Here is a 12,962-nt window from a genome sequence, read left to right as displayed (position 1 = left end):
CTATCAATCAAACTTCGGTTTGATTGAGCTATTATAATATGGTAAGGTAACAATAATCAAACAAGAATTTGATTGAGTGGAGGGTATATTTATGAAGGATAGTTGTGAAATCTACTGTTATGACGAGCCTAAGGTTCGTAAAGTGCAAAAGGCATTGGAGCAGCAAGATATAAAAAGCATGTCCAAGATGTTTAAAGTCTTGGCAGATGAAACTCGAATGAAGATTGCGTTTGCTTTATGTGAAGAAGACGAACTTTGTGTATGTGACGTCGCCAACATTACGGGGTCCTCACTTGCTACCGCATCTCACCATTTGCGGTCGCTAAAACAGCTTGGAGTAGCTAAATACAGGAAAGAAGGAAAGTTGGCGTTTTATTCACTGGAAGATGATTACGTACGCCAATTAGTTCATTTAGCTTCAACACATAGCAAGGAGTTGATGACGCATGCAACAACATGAGGAAGAAAAAAGTAACAAAGAGGTCTATCGTGTACAAGGGTTTACCTGTACAAATTGTGCTGGTAAATTTGAAAGTAACGTAAAAAATCTTCCTGGTGTCACAGACGCACAGGTTAATTTTGGGGCAGCCAAAATTACTGTTATGGGAAATGCAACGGTCGAAGAGTTAGAAAAGGCAGGTGCCTTTGAAAACCTAAAGATAACACCTGCAAAACAACGGATAGTAGAAAAGAAAGAGCCTTTTTGGAAAGAGAATTGGAATGTGCTTTTGTCACTTTTGTTGATGGCGGCAGGTTATTACTTAGCCTCGTATTATGGAGAAGAAGCACTCGTTCCTGCGTTAGCATTTGGTGCAGCTATAATTATTGGCGGATATGAACTGTTTAAAAAAGGGATCAAGAACTTATTTCAGCTGCAATTTGATATGAATACGCTGATGACTGTTGCCATCATTGGAGCAGCTGCTATCGGAGAGTGGGGCGAAGGTGCTGTTGTTGTGTTGCTCTTTGCCATTAGTGAAGCGTTAGAACGTTATTCTATGCAAAAAGCACGTCAATCGATCCGATCACTTATGGACATTGCACCCAAGGAAGCTCTGATTCGACGTGGTTCTGCTGAAATGACTATAAGTGTTGATGATATCCATGTTGGAGACGTAATGATCGTCAAGCCAGGACAAAAATTGGCTATGGATGGAGTTGTAATAAAAGGAACGTCGACGTTAAATCAGGCGGCAATCACGGGAGAGTCTGTTCCTGTCGCTAAAACTGTTGACGATGAAGTGTTTGCCGGTACCCTAAACGAGGAAGGATTGCTTGAAGTCAGAGTTACCAAACATGTTGAAGATACAACAATCTCAAAAATCATTCATCTCGTGGAAGAGGCACAAGCTGAACGAGCACCATCTCAAGCTTTTGTGGACCGGTTTGCTAAATACTACACGCCTGCCATTATGGTAATGGCTTTGGGCATCGCCATTATTCCGCCTTTGTTGGGTGGAGACTGGGGAGATTGGATATATTCTGGGTTGTCCTTGCTTGTAGTAGGGTGTCCTTGTGCCTTGGTTATATCTACACCAATTTCGATTGTTACGGCTATTGGAAATGCAGCGAGAAACGGTGTATTGATTAAAGGGGGCATCCATCTTGAAGAAGCTGGGCGCATTTCGGCTGTTGCATTTGATAAAACAGGTACCCTTACTAAAGGATTCCCGGAGGTAACGGATATTACTGTTTTTGGAGAACATAGTGAGGTTGAGATGCTTTCCATTGCTGCTGTAATTGAAAAAGGGTCACAACATCCATTAGCATCAGCCATTGTCCGGAAAGCGGAACAAATGGGTGCCGATCTCTCCATTTCAGTTGATCACTTTCAATCAATCACAGGGAAGGGTGTCAAAGCTTCGGTTGGGCAACAACAATATTATATTGGTAGCCCTAAGCTATTTGATGAACTGGAAGCTGATGTTTCCGGTACAATACGTGAGCAGATTGTTAAACTTCAGATGCAAGGGAAAACGGTAATGGTGCTGGGGACGCATCAAGAGGTCATTGCCTTAGTTGCCGTGGCTGATGCCGTACGTGATTCCAGTAAGGCTGTTATTAGTGAATTACATTCTATAGGCGTAAAAAAGACAATCATGCTCACTGGTGACAACCAAGCGACAGCTAATGCAATTGGGCAGCAATTAGGTGTAGCAGAGATTAAAGCGGAACTGTTACCTCAAGACAAATTGGATTACATTAAGCAGCTCCGGGGAGAGTATTCCCATGTAGCTATGGTGGGCGACGGAGTAAATGATGCACCTGCACTTGCGGCTTCCACTGTGGGTATAGCCATGGGTGGCGCAGGTACGGATACTGCTCTTGAGACGGCCGATATCGCACTAATGGCAGATGATTTACGGAAATTGCCCTACACTATCCGTTTAAGTAAAAAAACACTGGCGATCATTAAACAAAACGTGGGCTTTTCATTAGGGATAAAGTTGTTAGCTTTAATACTAATCGTTCCGGGATGGCTTACTCTATGGCTTGCTATTCTGGCTGATATGGGAGCAACTTTGATTGTGACCCTTAACAGTTTGAGGCTTTTAAAGATACAAAAAGAAAAGTAATACGATCTGACCGCTAAAAGGCGGTCTTTTTGTGTAAATACTATACTCCTTACTTACGATTGAAATACCCTACTCGTTAGCTTAATGAAAAGACAGCCGACTAATTAGTGAACTGCACCCCATTTGTTAGACACACTAACAATGGAGGTGCAGTTTTTTTGCCTAAATTCAGTTTAGATGAGAAATTGAAAGCCATTCATAGATATCAGAATGGTGCTGAAGGAGTCAAAAGTATTGCAAAATCATTACGGATAAATCATGAAACTTTACGTATGTGGATTAGGCAATACGAATATCACGGCGTCAAAGCTTTTGAAAAGAGCTATACAGCTTACACTAAGACATTTAAACTAGACGTACTCACCTATATGAACGAGAATGGGACGTCTCCAAATGAAGCTGCGGTCATATTCAATATACCCTCTCCTGGGATTATTAGAAAATGGCGTATTCAATTCAATGAGGATGGAATGGACGGCCTGAAATCAAAGAAAAAGGGGCGTCCACTCATGAAAAATACGAACAAAAATATGACGAAGAAGCTAGAACCTGCCGATGAATCAGTCGAAGTTCTACAAGCTGAATTAGAACGTTTACGTATGGAAAACGCTTATTTAAAAAAGTTGAATGCCTTAGTTCAAAACAAGGAAAAATCACCAAACAAGACAAAGCGCAAGTAGTCTACGAATTAAGGCTTGAATTCCCGGTGGTTGCATTGCTAGCGTTCGCTGAAGTCCCACGTAGCACCTTCTATTACTGGGTGAAACAGTTTGACAAGCCCGATCTAGACGCAGACCTGAAACTCCTTATTCAATCCATTTACGAGGAACATCAGGGGCGTTATGGCTATCGTCGTATCCGTGATGAACTAGTTAATCGTGAACACCGAGTTAACCATAAAAAAGTACAGCGTATCATGAAAGAATTAGGCCTGAAATCAGTAGTGCGTATAAAAAAATATCGTTCCTATAAAGGAACAGTGGGTAAAATTGCACCAAACGTACTGGATCGTAACTTTCAGGCAGAAAAACCAAATGAGAAATGGGTTACCGATATTACGGAATTTAAGTTGTTTGGAGAAAAACTTTATCTATCACCTGTTCTAGATTTATTTAACGGTGAAATTATCACTTACACAGTAGGATCTCGCCCTACTTATTCATTAGTCTCCGACATGCTAAATAAAGCTTTTAAACGCTTATCCAATGAGGATAAGCTCCTCCTGCATTCGGATCAGGGCTGGCACTACCAGATGAAGCAGTATCAACATGCTTTGAAGGAACGGGCGATAATCCAGAGCATGTCACGCAAAGGAAATTGCTACGATAATGCAGTAATGGAGAACTTCTTTGGCATTATGAAGTCAGAATTTCTCTATCATAATGAGTTTGAAAGTGTAGATGACTTCAAGCAAGAACTAGCACGATACATCGATTACTACAATCACAAACGCATCAAGTCAAAATTAAAAGGCATGAGCCCGGTACAATACCGAGTTCATGCCAAACAGGTTGCATAATAATATTTGTCTAACTTTAAGGGGTCACTTCATTAGTCGGCTGTCTACTTGAATTATAATAATGCGTTCTATTGGGTCTCACAACAAACTTATGCTTCTAAGTTGCATTAAAAAAGGAAAGCATGCCCCCCCCCTTTAAAACGGACATTACAAGCCAAACTATGGGATAATAGCGTTTTTACTGTGCGGAAACCAGTCGAAACTCGATTATACAACTGTAATAGTCCCATAATACATATACATACCACAATTGAAATGGTATGTTCCAGGTTTCAAATTATCTAAAGTAATGAAGTTATCTCCCTTTTCAAGGTAAACATCAATGCCTAAATCTGTAGATCCAACACTTTTTATACACGTATAGCCTGATTGTTTTATGAAATTTAACTTTGTCGGAACACCGGCTTTGACTACAATATTTTCTTGGCTAAAGCCATTGGTTTTTACATCTACTGAAATAACTTGATAGCCTGCATTTTCTTGAACAGAATTCTGTTCCTTAATTTGAGAAGAAACTACAGAGGTTCGATTATCTTGATACTGATTAAATAGCAGCAAACCCACCGATACAGTTCCAAAGGCAACAGTTATTATTCCTGCGATAAAGGGCACGCTAATCCCACTGCTTGTTTTTTTATTGGTTTCATTTGAATCTGAACTTGTTATTTGAAGAATCACACATATTATAAGGATAAATAGGATATCAACAAACAATGCCATGATATAGGTAAAACCAAGCATAGATCCGAGCATGGCTCCCATCATTCCACCCATAATTCCAGCTAACATTCCATCTAACGATGCCAGTACACTCACAGGTTTTCCTGTAAAGTAACCGGTCCCCAAACCGAATAAAATAGCGATGATGGAAGGGACAGCCAAATCATGATCAAACACAATGCCTAGTTGAAAACCAAGGGCAAGACTAGACATCATTCCAATGCTCATGGCGATCATCATTCCATGCATACCTGTGACTCTATCTTTTCGTCTATAGGTATTCAACACGACGTACCCGGATAAAATGGTAATCATCACTATGCTTAATAATGTAAGTAACATTATCATAAGCCTCCCGATATATAAAATTTTAAATAAACCTGTACTACACATTGTAGTGCATTTATAAAAACAATGCAGTTTAAATTCGAAACATTCTCTAATTATTCATAAAATTTTAAGTAAATAGCTCAAAGAAGGAAAACTATTCGGGTATGGGATTTATCCATAAAGGCTCTTACAGCTAAAACAAGTAGGGGATGGATGCTCATCATTTACTGTGTGTAGGTAGGGGAGATATGTAGTTAGTCGATAGAATATATTAGAGAATATATTCGCAGTGAAGGAAATTTGCTGATAAGTCTGTCCTACCTGTAAGCACCTTCTGCACTAACCTTAGATTATATATTCTCATACCTTGGTGATATATACTAACCTTCCTTAACTAAAATGATGGAAGGTTTTTCTCATTGAGTTTAATATCAAAGAAAGTCAAAGGGATGTGCATTGACAAGCAGAAACAATATGTATCCACCATGGGACATATATCTTCGAAAATGGAAAGGATATATTTCTTTATCATATATTGTATGTTATGATCCATAGGAAAATAGTATTAAATATTGATACATATTTAAAGTAATCTTGTTTAATCGACGAAGAATTGAATTCAATTCTTATTATTCTTTTGAACATCCTAAAAGCGTAAAAATTATGATACTCTGAGTAAAAATTGATTAGACGGAGTGACTATCATGGACACTATCAGAACTCGTGCCCAACTAGAATTATTATTTGATAATATCCTTACTAGGAATCATACGGACCATGCAACATATCAAAAATATGGTTATGGTCGCAATGCATTAAAGACGTATATTATCGAAATACATGAAATCAACAAACAAACTAATTATGATTCATTGCTGTCAACACTCTTGTCTAAAGCATTGGAAGTTGATGATAAATCTAAAGTTATTGAAACTGAAGAAGAATCTCTCTTAAGGCTACATACAAGTGATGGGGACTATTTTATTGATACTACATCTAGAAGATATGTTATTCTTCATTCTGCTAGTTCAACAAAAATTACTGATCGCTTTATTAGAAAGTTTCAAAATACAAAGGGCTTAGATACATTATGGTTACCTGTTCCGCTCTTACTTCAAACCATAGACTTCGGAAAGCTTTGGGGTATTGGTGTAAAGTACAAAGAGGCTTTAGAAGATTCTCTTATTGAAGGAAACGACAGCACAGAAGATGTCCAAGATGTAAGTTTGAATATAAATAGACATTTTGCAAAGAATTTTTTTCAAATTCTCATGAAATCAGAATTTTCCCATATGATGGGTTTATCTAAAGTCTCTCTTTTAAGAAAAGAAGATGAAGGAGAAAATTTACAGAAATCTAGCTTCATTATTGATGATATTAGATTTGATGGAAAGATAACTGCTAAGGGGAATTCTTACTCAAATCATTCTCAAGTTGTGCATAATCTTGTTGATTTATATAGTTCAGCAATTAGCAATATTGAGAGTTACGGTCTTAGTTTTGAAGAAGGATTTTTGTCAGGAACCCCAATTACAATTAAATTCAGTAAGAGGGTTCAACCCAATAAATTGGTTGATTTCTTATTTTCAGGAGAAGAGCCATTTCGATTATGGGGAATGCCTAACGATCTAGGACGCGACCAATACCGTGTGTATGCAGTTGACATGCATCATGGAAATTCAGGCGCTAAACTGACTTTTGAAATTGATCAGGAATTTATCCGAGTATCTTTACCAAAGTATTCTTGTGGCAATACAATTCTTAGGCTTCTCGCTAATATTAATCACTACATCGATGCGATGGCCACTTTGGAGGTAGGAGAGTTTGGACTCAAGGTTGACTTATCTAGAGCAGGACTTAGTTAACATTCTCGCTAGCATGACACTTAATATTGCCAATTATCCTAAAGTTTTTTTCGAGGCAGGTTATAGAATTGAATTTACTGAACGAGAATTTGATGTCCAACAGAAAGGAAAAGATGTTGAAGTAAAATTTGATTTGGTGTTAAACAATTTAGAAAAAAACCACGCAATTTCTTTTGAATGTAAAAGTGGGAAAACTGAAGCTAAGCAATTGAGTAAATATGGTGAATTATCACCTCAAGAAATGGTTGAAAATGGGGGAGTATCTTCGAATGATCTATCTACACACACCCATGATATTGCCATAGTTTATAATAAAAATAACCATGAATATATCATTGAGGAAACAAAACAATATGATTTTATACTGTTTTCTGTTTCAAAAGAACCAACTCTTATTGCTTCTACCGGTAAGACTATATATGACGATGACTTAGAATTCTTTTTTTCACAGCCAATAGATTATCCAAGTTTCATACATGAAGTCTTCAAAATTGGTGCCTCTACTCCAAAATCAAAATATATTTCTCTTGTTTCTGCAAGCCTTGTCGAATTATCCCTTAATGATAAAGAAGTTTTCACGCTGCAGGATCTAGCAGCTTCAGTTGCTACAACTTACCCGGGTCTTTACCCTTTGAAATTAGGAAAGCGACTATGTAAAGAAATAGAAAATAAGATTGAAATAGTTCTTAATGACGGTGTACAACATGAATTAAAAGGTTTTGTTTCATGGGACTCCAAAACTAAATCTGGTAGGCTTATGAGAATCAAGCCTGGTTGCAAACCGTCGACATTTAAGACTTTCAGGGATCTGGCTCAAGAAATGTCGGAGAGACTGAGAACAAATTCCCCAATTAATCCGAAATATAAAACCAATAGAGAAAAAATCTTTGAATCTCAAGTCACTATTGATGATTTAGTTCCAGAAGGACAACTATAATCTGGATTTCATTATGGAGTATTTGAAACTCATTGGTTTTCCTATTTTTTATTGCAATTGCTTATTGTGAATGATGTAACCTTCTTTATATTCACAAAAATCCGCCAGACCTCTATTCACATATTACTTGCAGAGACTCTTGAATTTATTTCTTATGAGGAAGCTGCCTTTTGGCAGTTTTTTTGTAATTTGTAGGATATTTAAAATTTTGAGGAGTAAAAGATACTCTTATTCAAGCTCTGCTCAAAAACTAGTGAAAATTTTCAGGTTCTCTTGAGTTGAATAAAACTTAATAATACAGTTAATAACTTTCCCTACTATTAATTAAAGCGGTGAGAATTAATGAGTATAGAGAATAGCCGCCTATATAAAGGTATACTATATTTGGAATAATGGACATGAGCCTACATGATTACATTGGTTTTATGACGTGGAGCGTTTCCATAAGTAAATGTTTATAATTTTTTTGCTGAGTGTTTTAATGAACACTTACAGCTTAGCTTTTAAGATGAGATAACTAGTCATCGAAGGAAAAATACTTGCAATTTGCAAATAATTAATTATACTAAAATGAATACATACCTTGTGAGAATGAATCACTCTAATTATATTTGAAGGAGATGTGTTATGGAACCAATCTGGGATGTCATTGTTATTGGTGGAGGTCAGGCAGGGCTTGCTTCCGGTTATCATTTTAAAAAAAGAGGGCTGTCTTTTTTGATTTTGGAGTCAGGAGGAGAAGCGGTAGGGGCGTGGCCACAGTATTACGATAATTTAAAGTTATTCTCACCGGCCAAGTACTCGTCTCTGCCGGGGCTTTCGATAGATTCTCCAGGGGATCGATACCCACAACGTGATGAAGTTATTCAATACTTGAAGGACTATGCTTCTCATTTTGGATTGCCTTTGGTTTATAACAGCCATGTAGATCAAGTATCCAAAGAATCCGGGGTTTTTACAGTAACAACTTCAAGTGGAAAGAAATACTTGGCTCGCAATCTGATTTCGGCGACTGGATCGTTTAGTAGGCCCTATACCCCTTCGATTCCAAACCATGAACAATTTGAGGGGGAAATCTTACATTCCGCGACATATAAATCACCAGCCCCTTTTCATGATCAATCGGTCATTGTGGTAGGGAGAGGAAATTCCGCAGTTCAGATTGCCATGGAACTATCCGAAGTAGCAGATACAACACTTGCAGTTAGAGAACCAGTAGCCCTTATCCCGCAACGACTCTTGGGACAGGATATTCACTTCTGGTTTAAGCTAACGGGGATCGATTCGTTTTGGAAATTAGGAAAGTCATTTGCAAACGGTTCATCGGTTCTGGATTTGGAGGGATACAAGCAACGGCTTAAAGCGGGAAACCCGAAACAAAAGAAAATGTTCACGGCATTTTATGACAGTGGGGTGATCTGGTCCGATGGAACACAAGAAGAGGTTCAAACCGTCATTTTCGCGACAGGATATCGCTCTAACGTTTCTTATATTGATGCATTAGGTGGATTGGATGGCCAAGGCGAACCCGAGCAGAAGAACGGGATTAGCAAGACAATCCCTGGACTTTATTTTGTAGGCTTGTCTGGACAGCGCTCCTTTGCATCAGCAACTCTTCGGGGTGTGGGGCCAGATGCTGAGTATGTCGTTAAGCATATCCAAAACAATTTAGAAAAGCAGAATAATATACATTAGTTGCAATATACAAATAATATGATTATAATAGACACCAAGAGGTGATCATCTTGCCGGATAACCAAAACCCAAGAGAGTTATTACAGATCATGGTACGTCGCTTCGGCTTGCTGGATAAAAATTGTTGCACGGTTGGAGAGCAGGAAATATCTTTAATCCAAAGTCATATCCTATATGAAATTGACCATCAACATGAGCCATCCATGCAACAAATTGCCGAAACGCTAGCCATGGATATTACAACCTTTAGTCGTCAAATACAGACGTTGATTAAGAAAAACCTGGTCTTAAAAACACCTCATCCTGAAGATCGGAGAGTATACATTCTGAGATTGACGGTAGAGGGGAAGTTTGTAGCGACAGCTATAGATCATCGGATGAATACACATCTGGAAGAGGTTTTTTCTTTCATGACCGATACAGAAAAAGCAATCGTTATGCAATCTGTTAAACTGCTTAATGAGAGTATGTTAAAATCGAAAATGTGCTGTACGCCAGTGGGGTAATGAGCAGTATTACCCCGTTACATTTCTCTAATACTTGTAGTTTGCAAATATATTTAACTAACTACTGGAGGTCATTTGAAATGAAAAACATTGAATTTAAACAAGTCGAGTCCTGTTGTGAACCTAAGCTCATGGAAAAGAAGATCTCTCTTCAAGATCCTGTACACCAAGGAGAGCTATCTCATTTACCTGTAGCCATCATTGGTGCTGGGCCTATTGGTCTGGCAGCAGCAGCACATCTGATTGAAGCTGGCCAATCATTTATCATTTTTGAGGCGGGGAGTAAAGTAGGTGAGAATATCTCAAAGTGGGGCCATGTTCGTCTATTTTCTCCATGGCAGTATAACGTAGATAAAGCAGCAGAGAGGTTGTTGACAAAGAATGGGTGGACTGCCCCATCTCCAGACGAATTACCGACGGGTCATGAGCTGCGTTATCTGTATTTACTTCCGCTCGCAAAACTTCCGAAAATTCAAAATGATCTTCATTTAAATACACGTATTGTGGGGATTAGTCGCAAAAATACAGATAAAATGAAAACCGTAGGCCGCGAGAAACAACCCTTTATGATCTATGTTGAAGAGGATGGGAAGAATAGGCAGTATGAAGCTAGAGCTGTGATCGATGCTTCAGGAACGTGGGAACACGCTAACCCTGTGCTTTCTAGTGGTGTACTCACTCCTGAAGAGAAAGCTCTTCATGACCGTATATTCTATGGCATTCCGGATGTACTAGGGGAAGCGCGGGAGCGTTTCACGAATAAACATGTTGCCGTTGTAGGAGGTGGACATTCGGCCTTGAATACGTTACTTGATCTATCCAGTCTGCAAGAAATGGATTCAGGTACAAAACTGACCTGGTTGATGAGAAGAGATCAAGTAGAGGAAGCTTATGGTGGAGAAGCGAATGATCAACTGGAAGCCAGAGGTGAACTAGGAAGTCGAATTCATCAACTCGTTGATACTGGAAAGGTCAACGTGATAACGCCATTTCATATTCAGGAACTTCAGCAGAAAGGCGATCAAGTCACTATCATTGGAGAGCAACGTGGTGTAATTCAGGAAGTAGCTCAAGTGGATGAGATCATTGTGAATACAGGTAGCAGACCCGACTTTACCTTCTTAAGAGAGTTGAGGCTTAGCATTGACCAGATTACCGAAAGTGTCGAAACCCTGGCACCATTAATTGATCCGAATGTTCATAGCTGCGGCACCGTTCGTCCACATGGGGAGAAAGAACTCCGTCATATGGAACAAGGGTTGTATATTGTAGGTATGAAGAGTTATGGACGTGCACCTACTTTCCTGATGGCTACTGGATATGAACAGGTTCGTTCGGTGGTTGCTTTTCTGGCGGGTGACCTAGAGGCAGCTTTAAAAGTAGAGTTGGATCTGCCTGAGACCGGTGTATGCAGTGTGAATCGATCTCAGGTGAGAATAGTCGAGCAAACAAGTGGTTGTAGTTCTTCTTGTTCTAATTGAAATAAAGCATAAATTTGTCGTGAGTCTGCATTAGAAGGGTTAAAGGTAATTCAAAATGACAGCTGATTAATTAGTGGGCTGTCATTTTGCTAAATCTAACGCGCAGGTTAACACACCAATTTAAAAGTTAATTTTAGATATTTCTTTTTCTAAAATAGACACAGTTTGCTAATCTTTATATCAACATAACCTTAAACAGTGGCAAGCAACTTGCTTCATTTGCCACTGTAACTACACCTAAGAAAAGTATAAAATAAAGAATCAGGGTCTTGTTCTTAGTAGAGACAAGACCCTGATTCTTTATTGTTTAGCTACTACACTCCTGAATATAATGATTATTCAGTCGATGTTTTGTTCCATGGATTTATCAGGTAAAATAACTCTGGGAACTAGACGGATATAGATCAGCTCTCCGACTAGTTCGACAATAGTTTGCGTGACGATAATAGCCGCAACGAGCGAACTCCATTGATCAGGTAAGGAGAGAGCAAGAGGAAGCACGACTAAAGAATTTCGGGTTCCTGCACTAAACACAACAGCCCGTCCTGAGCGTATGTCCAAGGAGAAACATTTTACAATCAAGCGAGTAATAAGTGGCATAATGATCATAAATGCAATATATACAGGAATGACTTTCACGATTGTATCTGCATAAGATGACAGTTTGCTCATTTGTGATGCTACGATGACAAATAATGTGAGTGCCATGAGTGGTACAGGAAGCCAAGCAGAAGCCTCTAATACAGAATTAAACCCTTTTTTAGCGAATATTTGAGTAAGTATGGCCAAAAACAACGGTAACAGAATTATGATCACAAAAGCTTCAATAAAAGGGCCTGGCTTAACCAACTCAGCTGTTTGTTCTCCCATAAAGAGCCATAGGTAGGCTGGTAAAAAAATCATTTGTGTCACAAAAAGAATAGGCGTAGATAAAAGCATGGCTCGTTCATTCCCTTTGCCCAGAAAGGTAAATACAATCACATAATCAATACAAGGCGTAAGAAGCACTAGATACACGCCAAGTAATATAGGTGACTGTTCTTGAGGTAAGAATTGCGAGAGTAGCCATACAACCAGAGGTACGGCGATATAATTTGCGACTAAAAGGGCGTAAATAAAACGTGGGTTTCCCATAGATTCCTTAATCGAAAGGAACGGAATTTGCGTGAACATCCCGAACATCAAGCCGGCAATAATGAGTGAAATCAGAACATGATTATCGAACAGCGACATTGTCTCGGGCATTATTAAACCTGCAATAGCTGCAATGACAAGGGCAACTACGTATATCCAAATTTGGTTATGCTCCAATTTTTCACGAGATACCATGGTG

The 12,962-nt window shown here is 38.8% G+C and carries 10 protein-coding genes; 8 read left to right on the top strand and 2 right to left on the bottom strand.

Going from position 1 to position 12,962, the window contains the following annotated elements; all coding sequences use genetic code 11:
- Positions 1 to 91: 91 nt before the first annotated feature.
- The 3 genes from ACX9NY_RS32095 to ACX9NY_RS32085 all read left to right on the top strand — a co-directional run bounded on the left by ACX9NY_RS32095 (position 92) and on the right by ACX9NY_RS32085 (position 4,095).
- Positions 92 to 460 (top strand): ArsR/SmtB family transcription factor, encoded by a 369-nt coding sequence (locus ACX9NY_RS32095; protein ID WP_110821637.1) that lies wholly within the window; start codon positions 92 to 94, stop codon positions 458 to 460.
- Positions 447 to 2,576 carry a heavy metal translocating P-type ATPase gene (locus ACX9NY_RS32090; protein WP_472479675.1) on the top strand — a complete coding sequence of 710 codons (2,130 nt, stop codon included), beginning with the start codon at positions 447 to 449 and terminating at the stop codon, positions 2,574 to 2,576. The genes ACX9NY_RS32095 and ACX9NY_RS32090 overlap by 14 nt, the downstream gene beginning before the upstream one ends.
- A 158-nt stretch (positions 2,577 to 2,734) precedes the next feature.
- Positions 2,735 to 4,095 (top strand): IS3 family transposase gene (locus ACX9NY_RS32085; protein ID WP_472479673.1). Its coding sequence is split into 2 segments (ribosomal slippage): positions 2,735 to 3,191 and positions 3,191 to 4,095, totalling 1,362 coding nucleotides; the frame shifts between segments, so codons are not numbered across the junction.
- 207 nt (positions 4,096 to 4,302) lie between these two features.
- On the opposite strand, the gene ACX9NY_RS32080 is transcribed toward ACX9NY_RS32085, so the two are convergent.
- A complete protein-coding gene (locus tag ACX9NY_RS32080) occupies positions 4,303 to 5,157 on the bottom strand; it encodes a cupredoxin domain-containing protein (protein ID WP_472479671.1) in 855 nt (284 codons plus the stop codon).
- 692 nt (positions 5,158 to 5,849) lie between these two features.
- On the opposite strand from ACX9NY_RS32080, the gene ACX9NY_RS32075 reads away from it, so the two are divergent.
- From ACX9NY_RS32075 to ACX9NY_RS32055, 5 genes are all read left to right on the top strand, one after another.
- Positions 5,850 to 7,010 carry a hypothetical protein gene (locus tag ACX9NY_RS32075; protein WP_472479669.1) on the top strand — a complete coding sequence of 387 codons (1,161 nt, stop codon included), beginning with the start codon at positions 5,850 to 5,852 and terminating at the stop codon, positions 7,008 to 7,010.
- Complete coding sequence (locus tag ACX9NY_RS32070; protein WP_472479667.1) at positions 6,970 to 7,947, top strand: hypothetical protein; 978 nt, start codon at positions 6,970 to 6,972, stop codon at positions 7,945 to 7,947. Before ACX9NY_RS32075 ends, ACX9NY_RS32070 begins: the two co-directional genes overlap by 41 nt.
- A 627-nt stretch (positions 7,948 to 8,574) precedes the next feature.
- Positions 8,575 to 9,642 (top strand): flavin-containing monooxygenase, encoded by a 1,068-nt coding sequence (locus ACX9NY_RS32065; protein WP_472479665.1) that lies wholly within the window; start codon positions 8,575 to 8,577, stop codon positions 9,640 to 9,642.
- An 89-nt stretch (positions 9,643 to 9,731) separates the two neighbouring features.
- Entirely contained in the window at positions 9,732 to 10,148 is a 417-nt protein-coding gene (locus tag ACX9NY_RS32060; protein ID WP_471773748.1) for a MarR family winged helix-turn-helix transcriptional regulator, read from the top strand.
- Between the two features lie 80 nt (positions 10,149 to 10,228).
- Positions 10,229 to 11,629 carry an NAD(P)-binding domain-containing protein gene (locus tag ACX9NY_RS32055; protein WP_472479663.1) on the top strand — a complete coding sequence of 467 codons (1,401 nt, stop codon included), beginning with the start codon at positions 10,229 to 10,231 and terminating at the stop codon, positions 11,627 to 11,629.
- A gap of 339 nt (positions 11,630 to 11,968) precedes the next feature.
- On the opposite strand, the gene ACX9NY_RS32050 is transcribed toward ACX9NY_RS32055, so the two are convergent.
- On the bottom strand, positions 11,969 to 12,958 hold the full coding sequence (locus ACX9NY_RS32050; protein ID WP_472479661.1) for an arsenic resistance protein: 990 nt from the start codon (positions 12,956 to 12,958) through the stop codon (positions 11,969 to 11,971).
- Positions 12,959 to 12,962: the final 4 nt, after the last annotated feature.

It is taken from the genome of Paenibacillus sp. CB74, assembly GCF_055687625.1.
Note: the sequence above shows the minus strand (reverse complement) of the source record. Positions and strands in the feature narration are given on the sequence as shown.